Annotated in this window: 12 protein-coding genes; 3 read left to right on the top strand and 9 right to left on the bottom strand. The window is 66.7% G+C overall.

Annotated features, from left to right (window positions below):
- The first annotated feature begins 69 nt into the window (after positions 1 to 69).
- Complete coding sequence (locus ACAV_RS00120; RefSeq protein WP_013592538.1) at positions 70 to 372, top strand: hypothetical protein; 303 nt, start codon at positions 70 to 72, stop codon at positions 370 to 372.
- A 60-nt stretch (positions 373 to 432) separates the two neighbouring features.
- Here ACAV_RS00120 and ACAV_RS00115 read toward each other — a convergent pair whose 3' ends face one another.
- The 8 genes from ACAV_RS00115 to ACAV_RS00080 all read right to left on the bottom strand — a co-directional run bounded on the left by ACAV_RS00115 (position 433) and on the right by ACAV_RS00080 (position 8,673).
- On the bottom strand, positions 433 to 1,833 hold the full coding sequence (locus tag ACAV_RS00115; protein WP_013592537.1) for a homoserine dehydrogenase: 1,401 nt from the start codon (positions 1,831 to 1,833) through the stop codon (positions 433 to 435).
- A 267-nt stretch (positions 1,834 to 2,100) separates the two neighbouring features.
- Positions 2,101 to 2,361, bottom strand: coding sequence for an ATP-binding protein (locus ACAV_RS00110; protein WP_013592536.1), 261 nt, complete (start codon positions 2,359 to 2,361; stop codon positions 2,101 to 2,103).
- A 71-nt stretch (positions 2,362 to 2,432) separates the two neighbouring features.
- The gene (locus ACAV_RS00105; RefSeq protein WP_013592535.1) at positions 2,433 to 2,870 is read right to left on the bottom strand and encodes an OsmC family protein; all 438 of its coding nucleotides are present in this window, start codon (positions 2,868 to 2,870) and stop codon (positions 2,433 to 2,435) included.
- A gap of 145 nt (positions 2,871 to 3,015) precedes the next feature.
- A complete protein-coding gene (locus ACAV_RS00100) occupies positions 3,016 to 3,444 on the bottom strand; it encodes a YkgJ family cysteine cluster protein (RefSeq protein WP_013592534.1) in 429 nt (142 codons plus the stop codon).
- Positions 3,445 to 3,483: 39 nt separating this feature from the next.
- Positions 3,484 to 4,521, bottom strand: coding sequence for an RNA 3'-terminal phosphate cyclase (gene rtcA, locus ACAV_RS00095; RefSeq protein ID WP_013592533.1), 1,038 nt, complete (start codon positions 4,519 to 4,521; stop codon positions 3,484 to 3,486).
- Positions 4,522 to 4,551: 30 nt separating this feature from the next.
- Complete coding sequence (locus tag ACAV_RS00090) at positions 4,552 to 5,370, bottom strand: nucleotidyltransferase domain-containing protein (RefSeq protein ID WP_013592532.1); 819 nt, start codon at positions 5,368 to 5,370, stop codon at positions 4,552 to 4,554.
- 22 nt (positions 5,371 to 5,392) lie between these two features.
- The gene (locus ACAV_RS00085) at positions 5,393 to 6,619 is read right to left on the bottom strand and encodes an RtcB family protein (RefSeq protein ID WP_041828873.1); all 1,227 of its coding nucleotides are present in this window, start codon (positions 6,617 to 6,619) and stop codon (positions 5,393 to 5,395) included.
- Positions 6,620 to 7,098: 479 nt separating this feature from the next.
- A complete protein-coding gene (locus tag ACAV_RS00080) occupies positions 7,099 to 8,673 on the bottom strand; it encodes a vWA domain-containing protein (RefSeq protein ID WP_013592530.1) in 1,575 nt (524 codons plus the stop codon).
- 207 nt (positions 8,674 to 8,880) lie between these two features.
- Between ACAV_RS00080 and rtcR the strand changes: the two genes are divergently transcribed.
- Together rtcR and ACAV_RS00070 are read left to right on the top strand one after the other, a co-directional pair.
- Positions 8,881 to 10,539, top strand: coding sequence for an RNA repair transcriptional activator RtcR (gene rtcR, locus ACAV_RS00075; RefSeq protein ID WP_013592529.1), 1,659 nt, complete (start codon positions 8,881 to 8,883; stop codon positions 10,537 to 10,539).
- A gap of 122 nt (positions 10,540 to 10,661) precedes the next feature.
- Entirely contained in the window at positions 10,662 to 12,779 is a 2,118-nt protein-coding gene (locus ACAV_RS00070) for a DUF4357 domain-containing protein (protein ID WP_013592528.1), read from the top strand.
- 169 nt (positions 12,780 to 12,948) lie between these two features.
- On the opposite strand, the gene ACAV_RS00065 is transcribed toward ACAV_RS00070, so the two are convergent.
- Positions 12,949 to 13,659, bottom strand: coding sequence for a M48 family metallopeptidase (locus ACAV_RS00065; protein WP_013592527.1), 711 nt, complete (start codon positions 13,657 to 13,659; stop codon positions 12,949 to 12,951).
- Between the last annotated feature and the right edge of the window lie 2 nt (positions 13,660 to 13,661).

The following is a 13,661-nucleotide window of genomic DNA, read 5'->3' as shown; positions in this document are numbered from 1 at the left end:
CATCAGGCGAACACACACGAACTGCCTGCAAGCTGCCACTTCCGGCGGCGCCCCATAAGGAGATTCCCCATGTCGCAAGCCCCCCGTTCCCCCGACCAGCAAGGGGCCGATCCCACGGCTTCTGCCCGCGTGCCCCAGCGGGTCGAGCGCCGCGTAGATACCACCCAGAAGCACCCTGCCCCGGATGCCGAGCAGCAGGACCTGAACAGCCCCGAGGCGCGCCTGCCCCACGAACGCGACCAGGCCGTGGACATGACGGACGGCAAGCCGGATCCGGAGATGAAGCAGGCCCACGACGACCTGGAGCGCGGCCTCAAGGACACGGACCGCGGCGCCCCGGCCCACGAGGCCTACCAGAAGCAGAAGCGCTGAGCCAGCCTGCACCCTGGTGCGCCTGGTGCGCCTGGTGCGCCTGGTGTGGCCTGCCGGCCGTCAGTGAAGGCTTTCGACCCGAAGGTGTGATGGCGTTCCCTGGCACCAGTCCGCCTGCGCGGCACGCTGGAGGACATCGCGAACGGCACCGTCCCGTGCGGGCCGAGTGAGAGCCAGCAACTGGGCCTGGCTGCTGCCGGGGCCCTGGGGACGCCAGGCATCGAGCCGCTCCACTGCGACACCGGCCTGCGCCAGCCACTGCGCCAGAGCGGCCGGCGCCATGCCCTCCGTACCCTCGCGCAGGGGTATGCGCATGTAGTGCCGGGTCACCACGTCGTCCATGCGCAGCACGGGGCGATCCACCAGTGCCGCGCCTGGCACGCCCAGCGGCGGCACCGTGCAGCGAATGGGGCCGCCGGCCTGCGCTACCGTCTGGCCGGCCAGGTCCACCAGATCGGCGACCACGGCGGAGGCGGTCGGCTCCGCCCCCGCCCCGGCGCCATAGTGCAGCGCGATGCCCTGCGCATCCCCGCACAGCATGACGGCGTTCATCGCCCCTTCCACCTGCGCGAGCAGGTGCGTGGCGGGCACCAGCGCGGGATGCACCCGCAGCTCCACCGATTCCCCCTGCCTCCGCGCGATGCCCAGCAGCTTCACGGCATGGCCCCAGTCCCGCGCTACGGCCATGTCCAGCGCGTCCACGCCGCGGATGCCTTCCACATGGGCACGGTCGAAACGGACCGGCATGCCGAAGGCGTTGGCGGCCAGCAAGGCGGTTTTGTGGGCGGCATCGATACCGTCCACGTCGAAGGTGGGATCGGCCTCCGCATAGCCCAGGGCCTGGGCTTCCGCCAGCGCATCGCCGAATGCCAGGCCGGCCTGGCGCATGCGGCTCAGGATGTAGTTGCTGGTGCCGTTCACGATGCCGGCCAGCCATTCCACGCGGTTCGCCGCGGCACCTTCGCGCAGCGCCTTCACGATCGGGATGCCGCCGGCCACGGCCGCTTCATAGGCGAGCGGCACGCCGCGCGACTCCGCCTGGGCGAACAGCGCGTTGCCATGCACCGCCAGCAGCGCCTTGTTGGCCGTGACCACGGGCTTGCCGAGGCCGATGGCCGCCGACACCCATCCGCGCGGGGCATCCGTGCCCCCGGCCACCTCGAGCAGCACATCGATGCCGGGGTGCGTGGCCAGCGCCAGCGGATCGCCGGTGAGCTCCACGCGGTCGGCCGCTTCGCCGAGCACGCGCTTGGCGCGTGCCAGGTCGCGGGCCGCCACTGCCACGATCTCGATGCCCCGGCCCGCGCGGGCCGCGATCTGCGCCTGGTTGCGGGCCAGCACCTGCCAGGTGCCCAGGCCTACCGTGCCGATGCCGATCATGCCCACGCGCAGCGGGCGCAGGCCCGCACCGCTGGCGGGGGCGGCGGCAGGAAGGGGACGCCATTGGGGGTCGTTGAACATCGGGTCACTCTCTTTCTCTCGAACGAAGGGCGCTATGGCCCGGAAACGAAAAACCCGGCGGTCGGGCCGGGTTCGTTCGAGGAGGGAATGACACCAGGCGACCGTCGGAACGGCCACCCAGCGCGCAGGCTAGGCAGCCGCGGTGGTAATGGTGATCATCGTCATTCGCACGCAGCCGGCCGCTGCCGCCGCCACGGGGGCGCGGAACAGGGGGCTGGGGGTGCGTGCGAACGACATGGCGGTGCAGTGTACAGGAATGCCGGATTGTCACCGCGGCCCGGTGCGCTCCATCCGGATGGCATCGAAGGGGCAATGCACGGCGCACAGGGCGCAGCCCGTGCAACCCGCCGGGTCGTGCAGCACCGACCGCTTGGGGCCCCATGGCGGAAGCGGCGCGCCTTCCCGGCCAGGGCCGCCCTCCGTGCCCAGTGACAGCACGTGCGGTGCGCAGACCGCCACGCACCGGCCGCAGCCCGTGCAGCGGCCGGGATCGATGGCGGGCAGGGCTTTCGGTACGGAGGGTGACATGGAGCGGCTGGCAAGGCGATGGCACGGCCAAGGGCGCGGCGTGCTACCGCCGATGATGCCAGCGCGGCCTGTCAGCCCACGAGCTGCGCGTCCAGCGTGATCTCCGGCACCGAGGCAAGCGCTTTCGACAACGGGCAGTTGGCCTTGGCGCCGGCCGCGATCTCCTGGAACTTCGCATCGTCGATGCCCGGCACTTTGGCCTTGAGCGTGAGCGCGATGCGGTCGATCTTGAAACCTTCGCCTTCCTTGGCGAGGCGCACCTTGGCGGTGGTGTCGAGCGTTTCCGTGGCGATGCCGGCCTTCTCGCAGGCGAATGCGAACGCCATGGTGAAGCAGGCGGCATGCGCCGCGCCGACGATTTCTTCCGGATTGGTGCCCGTGCGGTCGTCGCCGAAGCGGCTGCCGAAGCCGTACGGGTAGCTTTTCAGGGCGCCGGTTTCGGTGCTGATCTGGCCCTGGCCAGTCTTGCCGGCGCCTTGCCAATGGACGGAAGCGGTTTTCTCGGACATGCGGACTCCTTTTGCAGTGGGATGGGACAAACCGCCATCACAGCATGGCTCGCGCTGCCGCCGCGTGGGCGCAGGGAGCGCCCGCGGCCCCGTCCGCGTCCTACAGTTCAGTTCAATTCTTCCGTGGAGTGCGCGTGGGCCGAACTCAGCGCTGCCGTATACCGCCGCCCTGTCCCTGCGCGGCCGAGCCGTAGGCGCACCAGCCGGGACGCGGGCTCTTCTTCTGCGGATGCAGCCGGCAGGTGTCCGGACGCACCTCGTACACCGTGCAGCGCCGCGTGGCCGCATCCAGGAAGTGGCAATCCCCGCTGGCGCGCCGCGCCATGGTGAACACCACGTTCTTGTGGTTGAAATGGTCGATGAGCCGCGCCTTCTGCAGCCGTTTCGCGATGTGCCGCGGCTCCTCGTGCTCGGCCTCGAACGCATCCACCAGCCCCAGCCGCACCAGGTCGGACAGCTGCACTTCGAGCGGCATCGTGCAGCAGTTGGCCGCGCAGGTCGCACACAGGCCCGCGCGGTAGCGGGTCCAGGTGGCGGGGTTGTCGACGTTGACGATGGAAATCGGGGAGCGCATGGCGGGGCGGTATCGGCAGGCAGGCGATTGTCGTTCACCCTAGCGCGGCTGTGCGCGAACCGTCCAGTGGTTACCTGCCCCTTCCACCACAAACCGTACCGGCAGGAAGCGTTCGATCACGGCGAAGTGCGTGGTCGCGTGGGCGGTCAGCTCCGTGCAGGTGTAGGTGGCCTCGCGCTGGCGTTGCCATACGGCCAGGGCCAGCGGGAGCGCCCACTGGTCTGCCAGGAAGGGGCCCAGCGCCGCGTCGCTTGCCAGGTAGGCCTGCACGTCGCGGGCCAGTTCCCCTGCCACCTCCTCCGCGCTGGTGCCCTTCACGCCGAACTGTGTGAAAACCTCGGTGACGTGCCCGTACGGCAGCGTGGCCATCAGCGCATTGCCTGGCCCCTCGTGCTGGCGGGAAGGCGCCAGGCGCAATTGCTCCCGGCTCCAGCCCAGCTCCGCGCCCAGGTGCTCCAGCTCGCGCCGGGCAACCGCCCGCGGCAGCGCAGGGGCCAGGCATTCCGCGCAGTGCGGCATCGCGGTGCCGCGCTGCCGCAGGTCGAATGGCTGCAGCCGGTCCGCGCCGGGGGTGATGTGCGCCTCGATGTGGCCGCCTCCCGCCGGATAGAAGCCCAGCCGGTGCAGCATGAGTTCCGCCGGGGCCCCCAGGCGGCGTAGCAGCGGGGCATAGCTGCGCTCCAGGAAATGGAACGGCGGCGCCATGGGGTTGTGCGTACCGCCGTGCAATTGCACCCGGCTGGGCGCATCGGCCATCAGCAGCGCCGGCCACACCGTCTGCAGCACCAGCGTGCAGCTGCCCGCCGATCCGACATGGAATGCATAGTCGCCCGCCCGCACCGGGCCGGGAACGAAGCGCAGTGACGGGGAGTTCAGCTCCGCCCCCTGGACCTCGGCGCCGCAGATCTGCGCCGCGGCCGCCACGCAGGCCAGATGCTGCCGCATCAGGCCCGGCTTGGGCCGGCCGGCGCGGATGCGCTGCAGCTCGAAAGGCTGGCCCGTGCACATGGACAGGGCCAGCGAGGCCCGCAATATCTGTCCGCCGCCTTCCCCGGCAGAGCCATCGATGTCGATCATGGTGTTGTTCTTCTTTCTGGTCGTTCTTTTTCATGCCGGCGGATCGAAATGCCGCACGGCTTCCTGCAGGTAGCGGTCGAGCTGCGGGCGCAGGCTGGCTTTCGGCGTGGCCTCGGGCACGTGGGCCATCGCTTCGGCCAGTTCCTGCTCGATGAACGCGTGGATGCCCGGCCAGCGCGGGCTCGTCGCCGATTCGCCGGCACGCATCTTCACGGCCAGCAGTGCGTTCAGTTCCTCGAGCACGGCTGGATCCGACAGCGTGCGCGCCGCCAGTTCGGCGAAGCGCATCGGGGGAACGCCGCGCCCCTCGCGGATCCAGCGCGCGGCCAGCAGGGGGCGCAGCACATAGAGGTACTTCTTGTACCGCACCGTCTCGCCGTACAGGTGCTCGCGCAGGTTCCTTTTGGCCATCGACACGTAGTGGTGGTAGCCCCGCACCGCTGAAAATCCATCTTCGGCCAGTGCACGCAGGCGCTCCGTCCAGGGATCGGCCTGCCGGTAGAGGATGGGCGAGCGCAGCCACTCGAGCAGCGTCGGGTTGGAGTCGGCCAGCAGCCCCAGCGCCTTGCGCAGCTCCCAGCCGCAGATGTCCAGCTCGCCGCTGATGGGCTGCTCGATAACGTCGCGGCCCGCGTCCACGGTCAGGTACCAGGGTAGCCGGTGCACATAGACGAAGCGCACGTCGTAGTCGCTGTCGGGCGATGCGAAACCCCATCCACGGCTTCCGGACTCGCAGGCGAACAGCACCGCCACTTGGCGGCGGCTCGCGATCACCGACAGTTGCTCCAGCACCGTGGCCCGCATCGCATCCGACACGGGGTGGGCGCTCAGAACGGTTGCTTCCTGCATGGTCCTTTTCCCTTCATTGCTCTCAACCCTTCACGCAGACCACCTGCTTGAGCGTGTGCACCACCTCGACCAGGTCCTGTTGCGCCGCCATGACGGCGTCGATGTCCTTGTAGGCCATCGGGATCTCGTCGATCACGTCGGCATCCTTACGGCACTCGACCCCCGCCGTCGCCCGGGCATGGTCCTCGACTGTGAACTGCTTCTTCGCCTTGGTGCGGCTCATCACGCGGCCGGCGCCGTGGCTGCAGCTCTCGAAACTCTCCGGATTGCCCAGGCCGCGCACGATGTAGCTGCGCGCGCCCATGCTGCCCGGGATGATCCCCATCTGCCCGCGCCGCGCGCTCACCGCGCCCTTGCGGGTCACGAACACGTCCTGCCCGAAATGCCGCTCCTGCTGCACATAGTTGTGGTGGCAGTTCACCGCCTCCACGTGCGCCTCGAACGGCTTCGGGATCGCCTTGCGCACCGTGGCGATCAACCGGTCCATCATCACTTCGCGGTTCTTCATCGCGAACTTCTGCGCCCAGGAAACGCCCCGCACGTAGTCCCCGAAATACCGCGCCCCTTCCTCGAAATAGGCTAGGTCCTTGTCGGGCAGGTTGCGCTGGTGGAGTTCCGCGTCCTTCTTCGCCAGTTCGATGAAATGCGTGCCGATGGCATTGCCCACGCCACGCGAGCCGGAATGCAGCATGAACCACACGAAGCCGGCCTCGTCCAGGCAGACCTCGATGAAGTGGTTGCCCGTGCCCAGCGTGCCCAGGTGCTTGCGGTTGTTCGTGTTCTTCAGCCGCGGGTGCAGTTCGCACAGCGCCTCGAACTCGTCGGCCAGCGTGGCCCATGCCCGGTCCACGGCTTCGGGCGGCTGCTCCCAGCTGCCCGGATCGCGGCCGCGGTGGCGCGGAGCCGATCCGTGCGGCACCGCCTGCTCGATGGCCGAGCGCAGCGGGCCCAGGTTGTCCGGCAGGTCCTCGGCGCGCAGCGTGGTCTTCGCGGCCATCATGCCGCAGCCGATGTCCACGCCCACGGCGGCCGGGATGATGGCCTTGAGGGTCGGGATCACCGAGCCCACGGTGGCGCCGATGCCCAGATGCACGTCCGGCATCGCCGCGATGTGCTTGAAGACGATCGGCAGGCGTGCCGCGTTCGCCAGCTGCTGGCGGGCCTCGTCTTCCACGGGCACGCCCTGCGTCCACATCTTCACCGGCACGCCGCCGGGCACTTCCTGCAGTTGATAGTTCGTCTTCGACATGTTGTTCTTCTCCATGAAATAGGTTGCGGCGACGAGGGTCGATGAGAAATTGTCTTCCGCCATCCATCGCTGGACCGGGGTTCGAACCCGGACGCCCCATGGAAATGATCCACGGGGACCGCGGCAAGCGCCGCGTGCGTCTACCTGTATTCCCATCCGCATTCACCGCGAAAAAAGGGATGCTCCGCTGCGACAAGGGGTGGTGAAACAATCGTGCTCTATCCACTGAGCTACGGCACCCGGGGGGGCGCCGGCGGGAATCGAACCCGCGACCACGAGCGTGACAGGCTGTAGTTCCACCTGCATTCGCAGCAAGGCATCGCAAAAAACGTGTGACCAGGCGGCTGCCCCGGGCGACGAAGGGTGCAAGAGCGGCCGACGGGGTTTCCGTTGCGGGCTTGCAGGCCCGCGTGGCCAAAAGGTGCTGTACTCCTGCAGGCATTCGCCCGGGACATCCTCCAACTTCCATCGCCGCTGCGCTACTGCGCGGCCAGCGGCATCTTCTCTATCTCTCCGACCCAGTGCTCCGCATCCAGGGTGCCGGCGGCGAAGTGGCCCACCATCCCGAACACGGCGTCGGAGAATCCCCCGACGTTCAGGATGTCGCTGCGCTCGGCGGCCTGCGTCGTCGCATTCGGCTGGATGTCGATGCATACCAGCCGCGCCTGCGGGTTGCGCTTCTTCAGCGCCTCCCACTCGAGCATCGTCCGCGTCGCGCCATGGCGCCGTGCGTCCACCCAGGACTCGTTGTCCGACACCAGGATCACCAGATCCACGGCAGCGCGCTCACGGTTCAGCAGGGCCAGCGGCGCACTGCAGTTCGTTCCACCGCCACCGATGGCGGCCAGCGCCTGCGCGTTGGTCATCACCGAGCCGCGGGCATTGAGCCGCAGCTTCACCACCTCCTGCTCGAACGGCAGCACGCGGGCCTGCGGGTTGCGACGCAGCACCGCGGCAGCCACCAGCGCAGCCACATCGATGCACCGCACGCGGGACGTCGCAGTCCCCCGGTAGCCCGTCACGGGCGAACCCATCGAACCCGACACATCGGGGCACACCACCACCCGGCCCTGGAAGGCCGGCACGTGGGCCAGCGACAGCTCCATCGCGTCCTGCAGTGCATCGCGCACCGCCTCGGGCACCGCGTCGCCTGCCGCCTTGAAGGCGGACAGCAACTGGTACGGCATCACCCGCGCCTTCGCCACCGCCTGCGGGTCAGCCAGCTTCGCGGCCACCGCCTCGGCCATGCCGGGCAGCCCGAACACGCCATGCCGCGCAAAGGTGTTCAGGTTCTGGCGCACCATCTGCCACGAACCCGCCCGGGCGATTTGCGCCCACTGCGCCGGGCCCAGCTCCAGTGTGGTCAGCATCTGGAACGGAACGTCCGGCACGTCGGTCGCCAGGCCCTGGGCGCTTTCGCGCTTGAAGCGCTCGAACGCCTGGGTGATGGGCGGCAGCGCCGCTTCATCCACCGGCTTGCCGAGCAGCCAGGCGAACCACGCCGCACGCCAGGCCTCGGCCGGCTTGGGATGGACCATCTTCACCACGTCGGCCAGCGAAGGCGTGTTGCCCACGGCGGCATTCAGCAGCTGCTTCTCGGAAGCCGCCAGCAGCCATTGCTGGACCAGCTTCTTCGGCCGCGTACCCAGCGACTTGCGGCCCACGGCCCCGCTGCGCACGATCTGCACGAAATTGCGCAGCATCTTGCCGTTGTCCACCACCCGGCCGAACACCTGGCCCAGCAGGGCCACGTCGCGCACCGCGAGGTGCGCGGCCAGCAGGGCGGGCATGTCCTTCATGTGTCCGGATTCGCGGGCATACAGCGCCGTCCTGGCGAGGAAAGAGGGCTCCAGCGCGCGGGCCAGCGCCGTTACCTGGTCGAGCTGGTCCTGCGCATCCGCATAGAAGGTGCGGCTCAGGCAACCCGTGGCGGCCAGTTGCGCGAGCTGGTGCCGCGGGCCGAAGGCGTAGGCGGGCGCCTGGGCCGCATTGCACGCCGTGGCTTCCGGCAGCAGGCGTGCCTTGAGCGTCTGGAAGAGTTGCGTGTTGACCATGATGACCTCTCGTATGCGTTGCGTTTCTTCGTAAGTGCCTTCTTCTTTGCAACGCGCGTGCCAACCCGGATGCCAATAGAAGCGAGATTCCATAACCCGTTGATCGGAAAAAGAAAAATCCTCCTGGACCGGCTTCTGCATCAAACTCACGGCAATCAAAAATCACCCAAAACTAGAATGTGAGCTAAGTCGTCTATCCAGAAAGCTATGCCCAAGCGCAACGTCGTCATCGGTTTCATCGGCACCCAGCTCGATTCCGGCCTGGGAGCGGGGCGCTGGGCCAAGTGGCGGCCCACGGTATCGCTCGTGCAGCACGAGGACATGCTGGTGGACCGCATGGAGTTGCTTTACGCCACCAAGTACGCGGCGCTGGCGCAGACCGTGGTGCGCGACATCGCCGGCATTTCACCGCAGACCACCGTGAACCTCGTGCCCATGGACGTGGCGGACCCGTGGGACTTCGGCGAGATGTACGCCGCCCTCTACGACTGGGTGCGCGGGTACCACTTCGACCCTGCCAGGGAGCAGTACTGGGCACACATCACCACCGGCACGCACGTCGCGCAGATCTGCATGTTCCTGATGGTGGAGTCGCGCTTCATTCCCGGCGTACTGCTGCAGACCGCCCCGCCCCGCAAGCAGGAGAGCGGCCACCCCGGCAGCTATGCGCTGATCGACCTGGATCTCTCCCGCTACGACGCGCTGGCCCAGCGCTTCAGCCAGGCCCAGGCGGACGCACGGGAATTCCTCAAGAGCGGTATCGCCACGCGCAATGCGCGCTTCAACGCCCTCATCGACGAAATCGAACGCGTGGCCGTGCGATCGCAGGCGCCCATCCTGCTCACGGGCCCCACGGGCGCCGGCAAATCGCACCTGGCCCGGCGCATGTTCGAACTCAAGAAATCCCGTCACCAGGTGCAGGGCGAGTTCGTGGAAGTGAATTGCGCCACGCTGCGCGGCGATGGCGCGGCCTCCACCCTGTTCGGGCACCGCAAGGGCGCCTTCACCGGCGCGGCGGCCGACCGCGCCGGCCTGCTGCGCACCGCGCACGACGGCGTGCTGTTCCTGGACGAGATCGGTGAACTGGGCCTGGACGAACAGGCCATGCTGCTCAAGGCCGTGGAGGAAAAGCGCTTCTTCCCCATGGGCAGCGACAAGGAAGTGGCCAGCAACTTCCAGCTCATCGCAGGCACCAACCGCGACCTGCGCATCGACGTGGCCGAAGGGCGCTTCCGCGAAGACCTGTTCGCCCGCATCAACCTCTGGTCCTACGTGCTGCCCGGCCTCGCCCGGCGCCCCGAGGACATCGAGCCCAACGTGGACCACCTGCTGGCGCGCGTGGCCGAGGAAGCCGGCCGTGCCGTGCGCTTCAGCGCCGAGGCCAAGGCCCGCTACCTGCAGTTCGCGCGGTCGCCGGAGGCCCCGTGGAACGGGAATTTCCGCGACCTCTCGGCCAGCGTGACCCGCATGGCGACCCTGGCGGACGGGGGGCGGATTTCCACTGCCCTGGTCGATGCGGAGATCCAGCGGTTGCGGTGGCTCTGGCAGCCTGCGGGGCAGTTGCGCCATGCACGGGCGGGGGATTCAGCCGGGACCACCGGGGGCGATGGTGAGGGCCCGTATGCCGGCCTGGATCAGGAGCTGGACCGCCTGTTGGCCGCGGACATGGCCCGCACGCTGGACCTGTTCGATCGCCTGCAGCTGGAAGCCGTCGTGCGCGTCTGCAGGGAGTGCGCGACGCTGTCGGAGGCGGGACGGCGGCTGTTCGACCAGTCGCGTACGCAGCGGTCGGTGGTCAATGATGCGGATCGGTTGCGGAAGTATTTGCTGAAGTTTGGGTTGGGGTGGGAGGCGGTGCGGGGGTAGGGTGCGGGCGCATCGCCTCCCATTAGACTCTGGATAACAACGCCGCATCGCGCTCATCCTGCCGCTATTGAGTCCAGATTGATGTGAGCAACGTTTGCATAACAACGACAGGGAGGGAACCAATGACCCATACGCTTACCGCCAAAGAGCAGTCGCTCGCCAAAATCTTCAGCGACGACTACGTTTTCAGCATTCCCGGCTACCAGCGACCGTACTCCTGGGGGCGCGACCAAGCGCAGGAGTTGCTGGACGACTTGCTGGGCGCGCTGGCCTCTGCTCCGGCGCGAGTCAGCGATGCTGCCCCCTACTTTTTGGGCAGCATTGTTCTCATCAAGGCAGAGGCAACGCCTGATGCGACGGTCGTGGATGGTCAGCAACGCCTGACGACACTGACGCTGCTGCTGTCGGTCATTCGATCTCTGGTGAGCGACGACGAGGTGCAAAAGGACATCACGGCCTGCATATACGAGAAGGGCAGCTTGGTGAAGGGCACGCAGGCCCGCTATCGCCTGCTGCTGCGCGAGCGTGACCGAGACTTCTTCCGCCAGTATGTGCAGCACGAGAACGGCCTGCAAGCGCTGGCCCAGTTCAATACCGTGTTGCCCGATGCGCAAGCACGTTTGCGAGCCAACGCCCAGGTGTTCACAGACGGGCTTTCCAAGCTGGAACAGCCTGACTTGGTACGGCTGGTGCAATACGTCATCACCCGTTGCTACCTGGTGACTGTGGCCACGCCCGACCTGGATTCCGCCTACCGCATCTTCGGCGTGCTCAACAGCCGCGGGCTTGACCTGAGTGCTACCGACATCCTCAAGGCTGAAATCATCGGCGGCATTGAAACTGGATTGCGTGACGCCTATACGAAGAAGTGGGAAGACGAAGAAGAGGCTCTGGGACGTGACGAGTTCGGTGATCTTTTCAGCCACATCCGCATGGTCTATCGCAAGACCAAGCCACAGGGCACGTTGTTGAAAGAGTTCAAAGATCACGTGTTGCCAGCGCAGCAGCCGCGCAGCTTCGTGGACGAAGTATTGCTGCCCATGGCCCAGGCCTTTGCTGAACTGCGCGATGCGGACTATGCCAGCACGCACCATGCCGAGCAGGTGAATGAATATCTGCGCTGGCTGAACCGGCTGGAGTTCAAAGACTGGGTGCCGCCGGCGCTGAGCTTTTTCGTTCGGTATCGGCAGCAACCCGATGCGGTGCTGAACTTCTTCTGTGACCTGGAGCGGCTGGCTTATTCGATGCTCGTACGCAAGTCCAGCACCAATGATCGCATTGAGCGCTTTTCGGCATTGACGACCTCCGTTGAGCGAAGCGCTGACCTATCGGAAGCCACATCGCCACTGCAGCTTTCGCCTGAAGAACAGTACCAGACTTATTCGGCGTTGAGTGGCCCGCTGTACGAAACGCATTCGTCTCGCGCGATCGCCCTATTGCTGCTGCGCCTGGATCGCCTCCTGTCCGACGGCAGCGCCAGCTATCAACATGAAGTGGTGTCGGTCGAGCACGTAATGCCACAGCAGCCGGCTCCCAACAGCCAGTGGGCCGCCTGGGTACCTGACAAGGCCCTCCATCAGCTGTGGGTGCACCGTCTGGGCAATCTGGCCTTGCTGAGCCGCAAGAAGAACAGCTCCGCGAGCAATCGTGATTTCACGTGGAAGAAATCTGCTTATTTCACCAAGGGTGGCAGTACGGCTTTCGCGTTGACCACGCAGGTGCTTCAAGTTGAGGAATGGACCGAGTGTGCGATGCAGCGGCGCCAAGACGCCATGCTGGCCCGACTGGAATTGCATTGGCGCCTGCAGGAACGCAAGAGCAGGGCCGATTTGGCCGAAGCACTACTCGCTGAGTTGGAGGCCATCGACAACGTTGTCGTGTTTGAGTTGGAAAGCTCACGCCATGGTATTACGGCGACGGCCCATGAGGATGGCGAGGCATTCGTCGTGCTGGCGGGTTCGCAAGCCAAGCGGGATTGGCCTGGTCAACCGCATTCCTATCAGCAGTTGCGTGAGGCGCTGTGCGCTTCCGGCGCGCTGAAGCCCTCCGAGGACCAGACACATTGGGTCTTTGCTGCAGACACTCCGTTCAAAAGTCCGAGCGCTGCCTCGGCGACGGTCTTGGGGCGCACGGACAACGGACGCAATACGTGGCGGCTGAAGGGCACCTCCATCACCTACGCGGCTTGGCAAGACAACCTGCCCAAGAGCCAGCCGGCGACAGGGCGGGCAGAGTTATAGAAACCCATATAAACGCTCAGGGGATCTAAGGTCCATCAAATAGAGGCAGGAATGCACAGAATGAAGTCAGTCCGGCTCAATAGTCACCCATAGCGACAGTAGGGAGTTCGCCACTATGACCGTATGGTTGGCTCCCCCAACGTCAAGCGCTGCTTAGAGGGTAGTGAGCCTAGATCAAGTTGCCAAATGCTGCGCTCTCCAGCGCTTCATGCTGCCGCCGCCAGTCGGGCATCTGCTGCGCCACCATTGCCCAAAACGCCCGGGTGTGACTTTTCTCCACGGTGTGGCACAGCTCGTGTACGACCACATAATCCTGCACGCTGACCGGCAGTTCCATCACCCGCGGGTGGAACTCCAGCACATTGTCTGCGTTGCAACTGGCCCAGCGGCTCTGAAAGTGACGAATGCGAGCGCCTCTTGCATGTAAGCCGGACTGCCGCTCCCAGTGCCGCACGCGCGCCAGCAGCTTCTCGTGCGCCCGGTCCCGGTAGAAAGCATTGAGCAGCGGCGCCAGTGCCTCCGAGCTGATGCTGCGCCCGGCCGGGTTCTCGATGACGAAGCGCGACGCGGTGAAATGCAGCGTGGCGTGCGCCAGCTTCGGTGTATGGCGCACCTCGGTGAAGTAAGTGCGCCCGCAGTAGCGCAGCCGGCTGCCAGTGACGATCTGCTCTTCAGCCGCTGGCGCTTCGACCAGCGCCCGCTTCTCGCGAATCCAGCGCGCGCGCTGTCGCACCAGGGCCTCCTGCGCTTCTAGCCCGACCGCCGGCCCGCGCAGCAGCACCGGCCGGCCACGTTCCACGGTCACGTAGTGCCGCTTGAGCGTGGCATCGGCCTTGAAGCGCCACTCGATGGTCGTCTGACCGTACTGCAGGCGTGGCATGG

The sequence above is a fragment of the Paracidovorax avenae ATCC 19860 genome (genome assembly GCF_000176855.2).
Classification (GTDB): Bacteria; Pseudomonadota; Gammaproteobacteria; order Burkholderiales; family Burkholderiaceae_C; genus Paracidovorax; species Paracidovorax avenae.
The sequence above is the reverse complement of the archived record's forward strand: the minus strand, read 5'-3'. Positions and strand labels throughout refer to the sequence as shown.